Annotated in this window: 13 protein-coding genes; all 13 read left to right on the top strand. The window is 72.5% G+C overall.

Annotation, left to right across the window (positions count from 1 at the left end; translation table 11 throughout):
* The first annotated feature begins 9 nt into the window (after nt 1-9).
* The 13 genes from ACSYGO_RS12890 (at nt 10) to ACSYGO_RS12830 (ending at nt 14,798) form a co-directional block, all read left to right on the top strand.
* Nucleotides 10-636 (top strand): NUDIX domain-containing protein, encoded by a 627-nt coding sequence (locus ACSYGO_RS12890; protein ID WP_095933339.1) that lies wholly within the window; start codon nt 10-12, stop codon nt 634-636.
* Nucleotides 637-820: 184 nt separating this feature from the next.
* On the top strand, nt 821-2,902 hold the full coding sequence (locus tag ACSYGO_RS12885; protein WP_460386717.1) for a tetratricopeptide repeat protein: 2,082 nt from the start codon (nt 821-823) through the stop codon (nt 2,900-2,902).
* A 162-nt stretch (nt 2,903-3,064) separates the two neighbouring features.
* Nucleotides 3,065-4,189: an alanine dehydrogenase gene (gene ald, locus ACSYGO_RS12880; RefSeq protein WP_426682351.1), complete on the top strand. Its 1,125-nt coding sequence runs from the start codon at nt 3,065-3,067 to the stop codon at nt 4,187-4,189.
* 422 nt (nt 4,190-4,611) lie between these two features.
* A complete protein-coding gene (locus ACSYGO_RS12875) occupies nt 4,612-5,739 on the top strand; it encodes a ParA family protein (RefSeq protein WP_345648230.1) in 1,128 nt (375 codons plus the stop codon).
* Nucleotides 5,724-6,293 (top strand): hypothetical protein, encoded by a 570-nt coding sequence (locus tag ACSYGO_RS12870; RefSeq protein WP_426682352.1) that lies wholly within the window; start codon nt 5,724-5,726, stop codon nt 6,291-6,293. The genes ACSYGO_RS12875 and ACSYGO_RS12870 overlap by 16 nt, the downstream gene beginning before the upstream one ends.
* A 183-nt stretch (nt 6,294-6,476) precedes the next feature.
* The gene (locus tag ACSYGO_RS12865; protein WP_426682353.1) at nt 6,477-7,724 is read left to right on the top strand and encodes a segregation and condensation protein A; all 1,248 of its coding nucleotides are present in this window, start codon (nt 6,477-6,479) and stop codon (nt 7,722-7,724) included.
* On the top strand, nt 7,721-8,383 hold the full coding sequence (gene scpB, locus ACSYGO_RS12860; RefSeq protein WP_426682354.1) for an SMC-Scp complex subunit ScpB: 663 nt from the start codon (nt 7,721-7,723) through the stop codon (nt 8,381-8,383). The genes ACSYGO_RS12865 and scpB overlap by 4 nt, the downstream gene beginning before the upstream one ends.
* On the top strand, nt 8,383-9,459 hold the full coding sequence (locus tag ACSYGO_RS12855) for a pseudouridine synthase (RefSeq protein WP_460386716.1): 1,077 nt from the start codon (nt 8,383-8,385) through the stop codon (nt 9,457-9,459). Before scpB ends, ACSYGO_RS12855 begins: the two co-directional genes overlap by 1 nt.
* 227 nt (nt 9,460-9,686) lie before the next feature.
* The gene (locus ACSYGO_RS12850; protein WP_432176716.1) at nt 9,687-10,715 is read left to right on the top strand and encodes a sigma-70 family RNA polymerase sigma factor; all 1,029 of its coding nucleotides are present in this window, start codon (nt 9,687-9,689) and stop codon (nt 10,713-10,715) included.
* Nucleotides 10,712-11,407: a DinB family protein gene (locus tag ACSYGO_RS12845; RefSeq protein WP_460386715.1), complete on the top strand. Its 696-nt coding sequence runs from the start codon at nt 10,712-10,714 to the stop codon at nt 11,405-11,407. The genes ACSYGO_RS12850 and ACSYGO_RS12845 overlap by 4 nt, the downstream gene beginning before the upstream one ends.
* 31 nt (nt 11,408-11,438) lie before the next feature.
* Nucleotides 11,439-12,854: an MFS transporter gene (locus tag ACSYGO_RS12840; protein WP_460386714.1), complete on the top strand. Its 1,416-nt coding sequence runs from the start codon at nt 11,439-11,441 to the stop codon at nt 12,852-12,854.
* Nucleotides 12,855-13,020: 166 nt separating this feature from the next.
* The gene (locus ACSYGO_RS12835; protein WP_345648200.1) at nt 13,021-13,776 is read left to right on the top strand and encodes an NUDIX hydrolase; all 756 of its coding nucleotides are present in this window, start codon (nt 13,021-13,023) and stop codon (nt 13,774-13,776) included.
* The gene (locus ACSYGO_RS12830; RefSeq protein WP_426682359.1) at nt 13,776-14,798 is read left to right on the top strand and encodes an ADP-ribosylglycohydrolase family protein; all 1,023 of its coding nucleotides are present in this window, start codon (nt 13,776-13,778) and stop codon (nt 14,796-14,798) included. Before ACSYGO_RS12835 ends, ACSYGO_RS12830 begins: the two co-directional genes overlap by 1 nt.
* The last annotated feature ends 3 nt before the right edge of the window (nt 14,799-14,801 follow it).

Genomic DNA, 14,801 nt, shown 5'->3' with positions numbered 1-14,801 from the left:
GGACAGGCCATGACGATCAAGGACACCGCCGAGGAGTGGGAGGTCCGGGCGACCGAGACCCCCTTCAAGGGCAACAAGACCTCGGTGCGCACCGACGACGTGGTCATGCCCGACGGCTCGGTGGTCCGCCGCGACTACCAGGTCCACCCCGGGTCCGTGGCCGTCCTCGCCCTCGACGAGGAGGACCGCGTCCTGGTCATCCGCCAGTACCGCCACCCCGTGCGCCACAAGCTCTGGGAGATCCCCGCGGGCCTGCTCGACATCCCCGGCGAGAACCCGCTGCACGCCGCGCAGCGCGAGCTCTACGAAGAGGCGCACGTCAAGGCGGAGGACTGGCGCGTGCTGACCGACGTCTACACCACGCCCGGCGGCTGCGACGAGGCCGTGCGGATCTTCCTCGCCCGCGACCTCTCCGAGGCGGAGGGCGAGCGTTTCGAGGTCGAGGACGAAGAGGCCGACATGGAGCTGGCCCGGGTGCCCGTCGCGGACCTGGTCCGCGGTGTGCTCGGCGGTGACCTGCACAACAACTGTCTGGTCGTCGGCGTCCTCTCGCTGATCGCCGCACGGCAGGGCGACGGCCTCGACGCGCTGCGCCCGGCCGAGGCGCCCTGGCCCGCGCGCCCCTTCGAGGTCTGACGCCCGCCCACGGGTTCCTGCCGCCGCGCGCGGCACACCACCAGTCCTACGATCGCCTGATCCGATCGGGGGATGTGTCCGCCGCGCTCCGCACGGTTCGTCGCAGAGCGTGAACTAGGCTCTGGAAACGCCCGAACCGGAGTCCCGGCGGGCTTGCGCGTGCAGTGGGACGGGAGTGTGGCCCGTGACGGAACCGGCCGTGGATGACGACGGCACGAACGTGTCGGCGAAAGGGCAGCCGCCGGCTGTCGAGTCAGTTTCCACGCAGGGTCAGTTCCTCGGCCGTACAAGAGAGTTGAAGGAACTCAGGGCCGACATCGAGCGTGCGGGCCTGGACACCCTCTCCGGGCGGAAGGCGCCTCGCGCGCGCGTGCTGCTCATCGCGGGCAAGCCCGGATCCGGCCGGACCGCGCTCGCCGAGGAGCTCTCCCGGCAGGTTGCCGAGCGTTACCCCGACGGTGTGCTGCGCGCGCGGCTCACCGAACCCGACGGCACCCGGGTGCCCACCGAGCGCACCGCGCGGGAGCTGCTCGTCTCCCTGGGTCTGACGACACCTCCCGGAGCCGACGCCGACGACCTCGGCGAGGCCCTGCGCGAGGCCTTCGCCGTGCGCCGGGTGGTGCTGCTGCTCGACGACGCGGCCGACGCCGAGCAGGTCGACGCCCTGCTCCCGGACGCCCCCGAGTGCCTGGCCGTCGCCGTCTCCGGAGGGCCTCTCACCGGCATCGCGGACGTCCGCCCCTGCACGCTGGGCGGCATGGACACCAAGTCCGCCCTCGAACTCATCGGCCGGTACACCGGCTCGGTCCGCATCACCGTCGACCCGCTGGCCGCCGAGGGCCTGGTCGAGCTGTGCGCGGGCCAGCCCGCGGCGCTGGCGCTCGCCGGCGGCTGGCTCGCCGCCCGGCCCGCGTCGGCCGTCGCCGACCTCACCAAGCACCTGCGCACCGACGGCGAGGAGGGCACACCCCTCGACCGCGTCTTCCGCCTCTCGTACGGCTCGCTCCAGGCCGCCACGGCGCGGACGCTGCGTCTGCTGTCCCTGGCCCCCGCGGGCCTCGTGGACCCGCACACCGCCTCCGCGCTGGCCGGCTGTTCGGTCGGCGCCGCCCGCTCCGCCCTGGAGGAATTCGTCACGCTCGGTCTGCTGCGCGCCGTCGAGTCGCCGCTGCCGCAGTACGAGGTGCCCGGCTGTCTGCTGCCCCTGCTGCGGGCGATGACGGAGATCCACGACCGCCCGTCCGAGCTCCAGCTGGCCCGCGCCCGCATGCTGGAGCGGACCGTGCGGCTGCTGGTGTCCTGCCGCGCCATCACGGAGACCGACAGCTCGCCGGCCCGCGAGAAGCTCGCCGGGATGCCCCGCGCGCTGCGCTTCCCCACCCCCCGGGCCGCCGCCGAGTGGCTGGAGATCCGGCAGCCCGCGCTGCTGGCCTCGGCCCGGCTCGCGGTCGCCGACGGGGAGCTGGACACGCTGGCCCGCCGCCTCATGGCCGCGCTGGTCAGGGCGATGGTCGCGCACGTCGGGACGCGGGCCGCCGCCCCCGAGCTGTACGGCATCCACCGGCTCGTCCTGGACGTCGCCGAGCGGCGCGGCCTGCCGCGCGAGAAGGCCGCTGCGCTGCTGAACCTGGCCGACCTGGACGCGCAGACCGGCCGGACCGCCGACGCCCTGGTCCGCTACCGGGCGGCGCTGGACGCCGGACGCGAGGCGAACGACCCGTATGCGACCGGCCGCGCGATGGAATCCGTAGGCGGTGCCCACCAGGAGCTCGGGGACTTCGACCGGGCCGCCGACTGGTACGGCAGGGCGCTCGCCCAGCGGCTGGCCCGCGGGGAGCGGGTGGACGCCGCCCGGCTGTACGGCCGCATCGCCACCGCGCACACCTACGCGGGCCGCTACGGCGAGGCCCTGCGCAATTGGCGCGCCGCCGTCACCGGACACCGGCGCAACGCCGACGTGGCCGCGCAGGCACGGGCGTTGAGCGAGATGGCCCGGGTGCAGGAGTACGCGGGGCGGCCCGAGGAGTCGCTGCGCACCTGCCAGGAGGCCGTCGAGTGGGCGCGGCACGCGGACGACGTGCGCCTGCAGGCGGCGCTCCAGCTCAGGCTGGCCGACACGCTGGACCGGCTCGGCGACCCGGCGGCCGCCCGGCTGCACCGCGGCGCGGCGGAGCGCATGCTGGGAGACGAGCTCCCCGAGGGCACATCCAGCCGGGAACACGACGCTAACGCCTACGAAATCCGCAGTGCATCCACTGAAGATTGATGTATTGAAAGGCTAGACAGAGAGAATCCCTTCATTAGACTGGCTCCGCCGCGTTCTTTCGTGGTGTCTCCCGATGTGCTCCGGTGCGTCAGGTATGACATGCATTGCCTGGCTTGCATCGCCTCGGCATGCATAGCCCCAGAACCCTCTGAGCCAAGGACCGTGATCGACGTGAAGGTCGGCATCCCCCGCGAGGTCAAGAACAACGAGTTCCGGGTGGCCATCACCCCGGCCGGCGTGCATGAGCTGGTGCGCCACGGCCACCAGGTCGTCATCGAGCGCGGCGCCGGTGTCGGCTCGTCGATCCCGGACGAGGAGTACACCGCCGCAGGCGGGCAGATCCTGGAGACGGCCGACGAGGTGTGGGCCGCCGCCGACCTGCTGCTCAAGGTCAAGGAGCCGATCGCGGAGGAGTACCACCGCCTCCGCAAGGACCAGACGCTCTTCACCTACCTGCACCTGGCCGCCTCCAAGGAGTGCACGGACGCGCTCCTGGAGTCCGGCACCACGGCGATCGCGTACGAGACGGTCGAGCTCCCCAGCCGCGCGCTGCCGCTGCTGGCCCCCATGTCCGAGGTCGCGGGCCGTCTCGCCCCGCAGGTCGGCGCCTACCACCTGATGCGCGCGGCCGGCGGCCGTGGCGTGCTGCCCGGCGGTGTCCCGGGCGTGCTGCCCGCCAAGGCCGTCGTGATCGGCGGTGGCGTCTCCGGCTGGAACGCCGCGCAGATCGCCATCGGCATGGGCTTCGAGGTGACGCTGCTCGACCGCGACATCAACAAGCTGCGCGAGGCCGACAAGATCTTCGGCACGAAGGTCAAGGCCGTCATGTCCAACTCCTTCGAGCTGGAGAAGGCCTGCCTGGAGGCCGACCTCGTGATCGGCGCCGTGCTCATCCCGGGCGCCAAGGCCCCGAAGCTGGTCACCAACGAGCTGGTGTCCCGGATGAAGCCGGGAAGTGTCCTTGTCGACATCGCGATCGACCAGGGCGGCTGCTTCGAGGACTCGCGTCCCACCACCCACGCCGAGCCGACCTTCCCGGTCCACAACTCGGTCTTCTACTGCGTCGCCAACATGCCCGGCGCGGTGCCCAACACCTCCACGTACGCGCTGACCAACGCCACGCTGCCGTACATCGTCGAGCTCGCGAACCGCGGCTGGGTCGAGGCGCTGCGCCGTGACCCCGCGCTGGCCAAGGGTCTCAACACCCATGACGGCAAGGTCGTTTACCGCGAGGTCGCCGAGGCGCACGGCCTCGAGCACGTCGAGCTGGAGACGCTGCTCGGCTGAGTCATCGACCGGTAAAAAGTCGATACTTCCCGGTCCGCACTTCGCTCGATCGGGGGGAAAACGTCACAGGTCGTCAACACCGCGCACCCGGCCGGACCTTGCCCGACAAGGTCCGGCCGGGTGTGTGTCGGGTCACTTTGCGACACTCGTTCAACTCGCCGCGAACGTAACCCTTCGACCGATTCGCACACCGGTGAAACCTGCCGTGCGACGGCCTTACGCCCTTGACAGAGGGGTGTTCGGTTGCCGACACATCGGGTCGGGTCCGGCGGATTGTGTTGCTGCGGACCGGTGACACGCCATAGAGTCGCCAACCGTCGGCATGGTGCCACGCTGACCTATCTAGAAGTTTCCTGGTCACCAAGGAGGTAAGACGACTTGTGAATGAGTCGACATTTACTCCCGGGGGTGGTCAACCAGGAATGCCGGCGCGGGGCCAGGGCCCCACGGAGCTCAAGGCTGTCGGCTCCGTCGCTGTCCGAACCTTCGCAGCCCACCAGAGTCCCCGGATGACTCAGACAGCACACCAGAGCATGGATGGCCATCACGTGAACGCCATGGCCGGCAACGGAAGTGGCGAGAACCACACCCACTTCGCCGACTACGACGAACTGCCCGAGGGGCACTTCTACGACCCCGACGCCGAGTACGAGCCCGATCCGGAGTACGCGGCCACGCTCGCGCCCGACGCTGCCCGCCAGCGCCGCGAGCGCATCGGCCCGACCGGCCGCCCGCTGCCGTACTTCCCGATCCCGGGCCCGCTGACCGACCACGGCCCCGCGAAGATCATCGCGATGTGCAACCAGAAGGGCGGCGTCGGCAAGACCACGTCGACCATCAACCTGGGCGCCGCGCTCGCGGAGTACGGCCGACGGGTCCTGCTCGTCGACTTCGACCCGCAGGGCGCGCTCTCGGTCGGTCTCGGCGTCAACCCCATGGAGCTCGACCTCACCGTCTACAACCTGCTCATGGAGCGGGGCATGGCGGCCGACGAGGTGCTCCTGAAGACAGCGGTCCCGAACATGGACCTGCTGCCCAGCAACATCGACCTGTCCGCCGCCGAAGTGCAGTTGGTGAGCGAGGTCGCCCGTGAGTCCACGCTGCAGCGCGCCCTGAAGCCGCTGATGGCCGACTACGACTACATCGTGATCGACTGTCAGCCCTCGCTCGGCCTGCTCACCGTCAACGCCCTGACGGCGGCTCACAAGGTGATCGTGCCGCTCGAGTGCGAGTTCTTCGCCCTCCGCGGTGTCGCGCTGCTCACCGAGACCATCGAGAAGGTCCAGGAGCGGCTCAACCCCGAGCTGGAGCTCGACGGCATCCTCGCCACGATGTACGACTCCCGCACGGTGCACAGCCGTGAGGTGCTCGCGCGCGTGGTCGAGGCCTTCGACGATCACGTCTACCACACGGTGATCGGCCGCACGGTCCGCTTCCCGGAGACCACGGTCGCCGGTGAACCGATCACCACGTACGCCTCCAACTCCGTCGGTGCCGCCGCCTATCGCCAGCTCGCCAGGGAGGTGCTCGCCCGGTGTCACGCCGAGTGAGTCTGCCGGGGGCCGACGAACTGTTCCGTACCACCGGGGGAATGGCGCTCCAGGCGTCCACGCCCTCACGCCGGGCCAATGGCGAGGCGCGGGTTCCGGCGCCCGCGGGTGACAGCGACGCGGCCGCCGCGGGGGAGGACGCGCCTCAGTCGGTGCCCGTCCAGGGCGGCGACGGCGAGGGCGACGAACACGTCGCGGCCGACGCCGAACCCGCCGACGCGGGCGAGTCCCGCAGCCGGGGTGCCGCCGCGGAGCGCACGGGAGGGCGTCAGGCGCCGCAGGAGGGCTCCGCCGCCGCCCAGCCGTCCCGCAAGCGGGGGCGGGCCGCCAACCGCCGGCCCAGCGGCCGGGAGCGGCACGACGAGAAGATCACGGTGTACGTGTCCGCCGAGGAGCTCATGGACCTCGAGCACGCCCGGCTGGTGCTCCGCGGCGAGCACGGTCTCGCGGTCGACCGCGGGCGGATCGTCCGCGAGGCGGTGGCCGTGGTGCTGGCCGACCTGGAGTCCCGGGGGGACGCGAGCATCCTCGTACGACGGCTGCGTGGGCGGTAGCGGTAGCCTGCCACGGCTATGACCTCGAACGACGCCCCTGTCCCCGCCGCCGGTTCCGGCGGGCGTCGGCGTGTCCTGGGGCGGGGCCCCGGAGCGACGCCACCGCCCGAGACGCCGGCCGCGGCCCCTCCGCCGCAGCCTCCGGGCGAAGCGTCCGCGCTTCAGGTGGAAGCCGAGGCGGCCGTGTCCGCGCAGGTGGACGAGGCGAGCGAGCCGGTCGAGCCGGCCGCGTCGACCGAGGTGGTCGGACCGGCCGTGCGGGGCCGCGCGGATGAGTCGCCCGCCGGGGGCGAGCAGCCTGCCGCGGGCGTGGCGACCGAAGTGGTCGTGGAGACCGAGGCGGCCGTGGAGACCGAGGCGGGCGTGGAATCCGTCGAGGTCGTGCGGTCCGAGGCGGGCGTGGCGACCGAAGCGGCCGTGGAGACCGAGGCGGGCGTGGAATCCGTCGGGCTCGTGCGGTCCGAGACTGCCGTGGGTTCCGTCGAGGTCCTGGAGCCCTTCGCCGTCGAGGGTCCTGCCGGAGCCGTGCCCGGGGACGTCGGTGCGGATGCCGTACCTGCACCTTCCGGGGGCTCCGACGACGCCGGTGACGGGGTCTTCAAGGTGCGGCTCTCGAACTTCGAGGGCCCCTTCGACCTGCTGCTCCAGCTGATCTCGAAGCACAAGCTGGACGTCACGGAAGTGGCGCTGTCCCGCGTGACCGACGAGTTCATGGCGCACATCAGGGCGATGGGACCGGACTGGGACCTCGACCAGACGACCGAGTTCCTGGTCGTCGCGGCGACCCTGCTCGACCTCAAGGCGGCCCGGCTGCTGCCCGCCGCCGAGGTCGAGGACGAGGCGGACCTGGCGCTGCTGGAGGCCCGGGACCTGCTCTTCGCGCGGCTCCTCCAGTACCGCGCGTACAAGCAGATCGCGGACATCTTCAACGCGCGGCTGGAGGAGGAGGCTCGCCGGTACCCCCGTACGGTCGGCCTCGAGGCCCACCACGCGGAACTGCTGCCCGAGGTCGTCATCAGCATCGGGCCGGAGGGCTTCGCGAAGCTCGCCGTCAAGGCGATGCAGCCGAAGCCCAAGCCGCAGGTCTACGTCGACCACATCCACGCGCCGCTGGTCAGCGTGCAGGAACAGGCCGGGATCGTGGTGGCGCGGCTGCGCGAACTCGGCGAGGCGAGCTTCCGCGCGCTGGTCGAGGACACCGACGACACCCTCACCGTCGTGGCCCGCTTCCTGGCCCTGCTGGAGCTCTACCGGGAGAAGGCCGTCGCCCTCGACCAGGAGGAGGCCCTCGGGGACCTGCTGGTGCGCTGGACGGGCGGCGAGGGCGACGAGCAGCCCCGGGTCACCGACGAGTTCGACCGGCCCCCCGAGGAACCGACGGGCAAGGACGACGCCAAGGGGACCGGCACGGGCAAGGAGGAGAAGGCGTGAGCGAGGACATCAGCGAGATCCCGGCGGGGCTGCGCACCGTCGCCGACCTCGATCTCAAGCCGGCCCTGGAGGCCGTCCTCATGGTCGTCGACGAGCCGGCCACCGAGGAGCACCTCGCCAAGATCCTGGAGCGGCCGAAGCGGCAGATCGCCGACGCGTTGCGGGAGCTGGCCGACGAGTACACGGTTCAGGGCCGCGGCTTCGAGCTGCGGCTCATCGCGGGCGGCTGGCGGTTCTACACCCGGCCCGCGTTCGCCACGGCCGTGGAACGCTTCGTCCTGGACGGGCAGCAGGCCCGGCTCACCCAGGCGGCGCTGGAGACGCTGGCGGTCGTCGCGTACCGCCAGCCGGTCAGCCGATCCCGGGTCTCGGCGGTCCGCGGGGTGAACTGTGACGGTGTGATGCGCACCCTCCTCCAGCGCGGTCTGGTCGAGGAGGCGGGCACGGAACCCGAAACAGGTGCGATCCTGTACACGACGACGAACTACTTCCTGGAGCGAATGGGCCTGCGCGGCCTGGACGAGCTCCCGGAGCTCGCGCCCTTCCTCCCCGAGGCGGACGCGATCGAGGCCGAGACGCAGGAAGGTGTTCCGTCGTTCGACCCGGACGCACCTGACGCTCCGGGGACAGACGACGCAGACGACCAGACGGAATTTTGATGCGAAGCAGCGGCAGCGGCAGCGGTAGCGGCAAGAGCGGTGGGCGCGGTAACTACCGCGGTGCCGGCAACAGCAGGGACCAGAAGCAGGGGCAGGGCCGCCCCAGCAAGCCCCGCCCCGAGGAGCGCCGCTACGACGTGGGCCCCGGCGCCTCCAAGGACGGCCCGAAGTCCGGGCGCGGCAGCGCTGCCCGCGGCGGCGCCAAGGGTGGACCCAAGCAGGGCCAGCAGCGTGGCGGCCGTACGGAGCCCGCGCGCTCCCGCGAGTACGAGACGCGGGCCGAGGAGCGCAACCGGGAGCGGTACGCGGGCAAGAAGGACATCAAGCTGCCCAAGACCTTCCCCGGCGCCGAGCAGGAGGGCGAGCGCCTGCAGAAGGTGCTCGCGCGCGCGGGCTACGGTTCCCGCCGTGCCTGCGAGGAGCTGGTCGAGCAGGCCCGCGTCGAGGTCAACGGCGAGATCGTGCTGGAGCAGGGCCTGCGGGTCGACCCGGAGAAGGACGAGATCAAGGTCGACGGGCTGACGGTCGCGACGCAGTCGTACCAGTTCTTCTCGCTGAACAAGCCTGCCGGTGTCGTCTCGACCATGGAGGACAACGAGGGCCGTCAGTGCCTCGGCGACTACGTGACGAACCGTGAGACGCGGCTCTTCCACGTCGGTCGGCTCGACACCGAGACCGAGGGCGTCATCCTGCTCACCAACCACGGTGAGCTGGCCCACCGCCTGACCCACCCCAAGTACGGCGTGAAGAAGGTCTACCTCGCGCACATCGTGGGCCCGATCCCGCGCGACCTGGGCAAGCAGCTCAAGGACGGCATCCAGCTGGAGGACGGCTACGCGCGCGCGGACCACTTCCGTGTCGTCGAGCAGACCGGCAAGAACTACCTCGTCGAGGTGACCCTCCACGAGGGCCGCAAGCACATCGTGCGCCGCATGCTCGCCGAGGCCGGGTTCCCCGTCGACAAGCTGGTGCGGGTGGCCTTCGGTCCGATCACCCTGGGCGACCAGAAGTCGGGCTGGCTGCGCCGCCTGTCGAACACCGAGGTCGGCATGCTGATGAACGAGGTCGGCCTCTAGGACTCTCGCGACCCACGACGGCCGGTTCCGGAACTTCTCCGGGGCCGGCCGATTCGTTTTCGCCGCCCCGCCGGTCTGTACCGGTGAACGATCCGCCGGTCTGCGCCGGCGGGGAACGCGCCGGTATGCGCCGGTGTGCCCTCCGCCGGATCCGGTTCGGCGCGGGAGCCGCCGGTCCGTACCGGCGCGGGAGCCGCCGGGTGTGGGCCGGCGGGAAGGGAGCGGGCATGGCTGCGACGACCGACCGCGAGGAGTTCGTACGGCTCACGGACCCGTACCGGCGGGAGCTGCTCGCGCACTGCTACCGCATGCTCGGCTCGGTGGACGACGCCGAGGACCTCGTCCAGGAGACCTATCTGCGGGCCTGGCGGGCGTACGGCGGGTTCGAGGGCCGGGCGTCCCTGCGGACCTGGCTGCACCGGATCGCCACGAACACGTGCCTGACGGCCCTGGAGGGCCGTGTGCGCCGTCCGCTGCCCGCCGGCCTCGGCGGGCCCTCGGACGCCCCCGAGGAGCCGCTGAGGGCCCCCGCGACGGACGTCGAGTGGCTCCAGCCGCTGCCCGACGCCCTCGTCGACCCGGCGACCGTGGTGGCGGCCCGGGGGAGCCTGCGGCTCGCGCTCGTCGCCACGCTCCAGAACCTGCCCGCCCGGCAGCGGGCCGTGCTCATCCTGCGGGACGTGCTGGCGTGGCGCGCGCCCGAGGTCGCCGCGCTGCTCGGGACCTCGACCGCGGCCGTCAAGAGCACCCTCCAGCGCGCGCGTGCCCGGCTCGACGAGGTGGCGCCCGAGGAGGACCTGGTGACCGAACCGGACGTCGCCCGGGACCGCGAGCTGATCGACCGCTACATGGCGGCCTTCGAGCACGCCGACATGGACGCCCTGCTGGAGCTCCTCCAGGACGGCGTCGAACTGGAGATGCCTCCTCACCTGGACTGGTTCCGCGGCACCAAGGACGTGCTGCGCTTCCTGGGGGTGCGGGTCGGCGAGCCGGGACGGGTCCGGATGCTGCCGACGGGGGCCAACGGACAGCCCGCGGTGGGGTCGTACGAGAGGGGCGCGGACGGCGCGTACCGGGCGCACTCCTTGCAGGTGCTCGATGTGACCGGCGCACATGTCCCAGACCTGCGCGACGCGCACGCAGCGCCTGCGCTCGGCGTACGCGGAGCGCGCATCGCGCGGATCACCGCCTTCCTCGACCCGGACCTCTTCGCGCGCTTCGGCCTGCCCAAGGTGCTGCCGCAGGTGCTCCGGTGAACTCCGGCGAGCTCCTGGAGCGTTCACTCGCCTATGCGCTCGGAAGCGTCGCGGTGGTGGCGCCCGGCACGCTGGGACGGGCCACGCCCTGCGTGCGCTGGGACCTGGGGGAGCTGCTGCGGCACCTCGACGACTCGGTGGACGCGCTGTACGAGGGCGTCACCGACGGGCAGGTGGGGCTGTGTCCCACCGCGGGCGCCGCCGATCCGGTGTGCGCCTTCCGGGAGCGTGCCCGCGCGCTGCTCGGCGCCTGGGCGGTGGCCTTCGGCGACCTGCCGCACGCGGGCGACCCGCCCGGCACGGACGGGCCTTCGGCCGGGGGCGCCGCGAGCCGCGGCGGGGCCTTCGCGCGCAGCCTCCCGGGCACGGGCGCGCCCCTCGTGGGCGTGGGCGACCGGTCACTCGGGCTGGGCGTGCTCGCGGCGGTCGGCGCCGTCGAGATCGCGGTGCACGGCTGGGACGTGGCGCAGGCGTGCGGGACGTCCCGGCCGATCCCGCCGGCGCTCGCCGCCGAACTGCTGCCCGTGGCGCGGTGCGTCGTGGACGACGCCGACCGCGGGGTGCGCTTCGCCGAACCGGTCGGAGCGCCGGCGTCGTGGCTCCGGCCCGGCGACCGTCTGGTGGCCTTCCTCGGGCGGCGCCCCGGCCCGCCGCGATTCCTTTCCGGACGGGGCCCGGTCTGCCTTCCGTGAGTGATCCCTCGACCTCACGGAAGGAACCGACATGGCTGACACCCTGCGCGCCCCGGTCCGCGAACCCGCTTCCGGTGCCGCACCGCCACGACGCGCGTGGACCGTCGTACTGTCCGGACTCGGGGCGCTGCTCTGCTCCCTGGACGTGGTCGTCGTCTCCACCGCGCTGCCCGCCCTGCGGGCGGACTTCGGGGCGAGCCTGTCCGACCTGGAGTGGACGATCAACGCCTACAACCTCGTCTTCGCCTGTCTCACCCTGACCGGTGCCGCCCTCGGCGACCGGTTCGGACGGCGCCGCATGTACGTCGCGGGACTCGCCGTCTTCACCGCGGCCTCGGCCATGGCGGCGCTCGCGGGAAGTCCCGGACAGCTGATCGCCGCGCGCGTGGTCCAGGGCGCCGGCGCCGCCGTCCTGTTGCCGCTCACGCTCACCCTCATCAGCGACGCGTTCCCGGCGGAGAAGCGGGGCGTCGCCATCGGCCTGTGGGGCGGGGTGACCGGGCTCGGCGTGGCGGCCGGACCGGTGCTCGGCGGCGCGGTCACCGAGGGCCTGTCCTGGCAGTGGATCTTCTGGCTGAACGTGCCGATCGGGCTCGCGATGCTGCCGGCGGCCGCCCGCAGGCTGCGGGAGAGCCACGGTCCCCGTCCACAACTCGACGTCGTGGGCCTGCTGTTGGCGGCGGTCGGGCTGACCGGACTCTCATGGGCGCCGGTGCGGGCCCCGGAGGCGGGCTGGGGGAGTGTCGAAGTGCTGGGCGCGCTGGCCGTCGGCGTGGTCTTCGTGGCGGCCTTCCTCGGCTGGGAGCACACACGGGCCCGCTACCCGATGCTGCCGCTCACCCACTTCCGCCGGCGCGGCTTCTCCACCGCCAACGGCGCCGCGTTCCTGACGTTCATGTCCCTGCTCGGCTCGCTCTTCATGATCTCGCAGCTCTTCCAGCTCGGCCTCGGCAACTCCCCGCTGGAGGCGGGCGTCCGCATCCTGGTGTGGACGGGGATGCCGCTGCTCGTCGCGCCACTCGCGGGCGCGCTCGCCGACCGGTTCGGCAACCGGCCCTTCATGCTCGCGGGACTCGTCCTGCAGGCCGTCGGGATCGGCCTGCTGGCCCGGCAGGTCGAGCCGGGCGTCTCCTACGGCAGTCTGGTCCTGCCGCTGGTCGTCGCGGGTGTCGGCATCTCCATGGTCTTCCCCACCGTGGCGAACGCGGTGACCTCGTCGGTACCGCCCGAGGAGGCGGGCGTCGCGGCCGGGGTCAACAACGCGTTGCGCGAGCTGGGCGGGGTCTTCGGAGTCGCCGTGGCCGCGGCCGTGTTCACGCGGTACGGCGGCTACGGCTCGGCGCGGTCCTTCGTCGACGGCTGCGGACCCGCGCTCTGGGTCTCGGCGGGGGCCGCCGCGGCGGGCGCGGTGGTGGCCGCGTTCGCGCCGTCGCGCGCCGGAGACTGACACCGGGGCCGGGCGGACGGAGCCGGGGCACCGCGCACCCCGGCTCCGTCCGCCCGGCGTCACATTCGGGCGCTCAGGGGCTTGTTGGCACCCACTCACCCCTTTATAGTCGTACTGACCATAGTCAGAGTGACCATAAAAGTGGCGGTGAGCAGGAGGTGGGGGCGTGCGCGGGAAGGAGAGCCGTGCGCCGGGCGGCACAGCACCGGAGGGCTACGACAAGTACGCGTTCGAACCCTTCGCCGTCACCGTCGACCTGGCCGTCCTGACGGTTCGCGCCGGCGCACTCCAGGTGCTGCTCGTCGAGCGCGGTCAGGAACCGTACGCGGGCCGCTGGGCACTGCCCGGCGGCTTCGTGCTGCCGCACGAGTCGGCGGAGGCGGCGGCCCGCCGTGAACTTGCCGAGGAGACCGGGCTGTCGGACCTCTCCGGACTCCACCTGGAGCAGCTGCGTACCTACAGCGAGCCCGACCGCGACCCCAGGATGCGCGTCGTCTCCGTCGCCTTCGCCGCGCTGCTCCCGGACCCTCCCGAGCCGCGCGGCGGCGGTGACGCCGCACAGGCCCAGTGGCTGCGGTTCAACGCGCTGGGCCCGCTCGCCTTCGACCACGACCGGATCCTCGCGGACGCCCACGAACGTGTCGGCGCCAAGCTCGAGTACACCTGTCTCGCGACGTCCTTCTGCCCGCCCCGCTTCACCCTCGGCGAGCTGCAGCAGGTCTACGAGACCGTGTGGGGCACCGCCCTCGACCGGCCCAACTTCCGGCGCAAGGTCCTCGCCACGCCCGGATTCGTCGAGCAGGTCCCCGGCGCCGCGCGCCTCACCGGCGGCCGCGGCAAGCCCGCCGCGCTCTACCGCGCGGGCGGCGCCAAAGCCCTGCACCCGCCCCTGCTGCGTCCCAGTTCGGAAGGACGGCCCTGATGACCGCCACGACTCTCGCCAAGCGCGCCGCCACCGGATCTCTCATCGGCCTCGCCCTCGGCGACGCGCTCGGGTACCCGACCGAGTTCAACTCCGTCCCCGCGATCCTCGACAAGTGCGGACCCTGGCGGCAGATGGCACTGCCCACGCCCGCGAAGGTCACCGACGACACCCAGATGACGCTGGCGCTGGCGCGGGGGCTGCGCACGGCCATGGACCGCGGACTGCTCGGCCCGCTGCGCATGGAACGGCCGGTGCGCGAGGAGTTCGTGGACTGGTACCAGTCGCCCGACAACAATCGCGCGCCCGGCCGCACCTGCCTCGTCGCCTGCAACCTCCTGAAGAACGAGAAGCGCCGGTGGCAGGAGGCCAGCCAGATCGGCTCCAAGGGCTGCGGCGCCAACATGCGCGTGGCTCCCGTCGGACTGGTCCGCGGACTCAGCGACGAACAGCGCGCCGGTGCCGCGCAGCTCCAGGCCGCGCTCACCCACGGACACCCCACCGCCCTCGCCGCCGCGGACCTCACCGCGCACGCGATATGGCTCCTCACCCAGGGCGTCGAGCCGATGGGCCTCGTCGGCCGGCTGCGGTCGTACGCGTACGAGAACCGCCACCGCTACCACTCCCGCTGGCTCGGCGACCTGTGGACCTACAGCGAGGACCCCACGCCCGAGGCGTACATCACCCGCGGGTGGGACGAGTGCCTCGCCGCCCTGGACCAGCTGCGGCACGCCGTGCGGACCGTCTCGCCCGAGAGCGACCCCTGCATGGCCACCGGCGGCGGCTGGATCGCCGAGGAGGCCCTCGCCACCGGCCTGCTGTGCTTCCTGCTCTTCGTCGACGAGCCCCTCACCGCGCTGCGCCGGGCCGCCTGCACCTCGGGCGACTCCGACTCCATCGCCTGCCTGACGGGTGCCTTCGCCGGCGCCTACCACGGCTCGGACGCCTGGCCGACCTCCTGGGCCGACCGGATCGAGTACCAGGGCGACCTCATGTCGCTGGGGGCGCTCTGGGACGCTTGACGG

The sequence above is a fragment of the Streptomyces krungchingensis genome (assembly GCF_054729265.1).
The sequence above is the reverse complement of the archived record's forward strand: the minus strand, read 5'-3'. Positions and strand labels throughout refer to the sequence as shown.

Excerpts from the sequence above, each read along its gene's own strand:
- ACSYGO_RS12840 (WP_460386714.1), top strand. The coding sequence starts at position 11,439 with ATGGCTGACACCCTGCGCGCCCCGGTCCGCGAACCCGCTTCCGGTGCC.
- ACSYGO_RS12850 (WP_432176716.1), top strand. The coding sequence starts at position 9,687 with ATGGCTGCGACGACCGACCGCGAGGAGTTCGTACGGCTCACGGACCCG.
- ACSYGO_RS12830 (WP_426682359.1), top strand. The coding sequence starts at position 13,776 with ATGACCGCCACGACTCTCGCCAAGCGCGCCGCCACCGGATCTCTCATC.
- ACSYGO_RS12890 (WP_095933339.1), top strand. The coding sequence starts at position 10 with ATGACGATCAAGGACACCGCCGAGGAGTGGGAGGTCCGGGCGACCGAG.
- ACSYGO_RS12855 (WP_460386716.1), top strand. The coding sequence starts at position 8,383 with ATGCGAAGCAGCGGCAGCGGCAGCGGTAGCGGCAAGAGCGGTGGGCGC.
- ACSYGO_RS12875 (WP_345648230.1), top strand. The coding sequence starts at position 4,612 with ATGCCGGCGCGGGGCCAGGGCCCCACGGAGCTCAAGGCTGTCGGCTCC.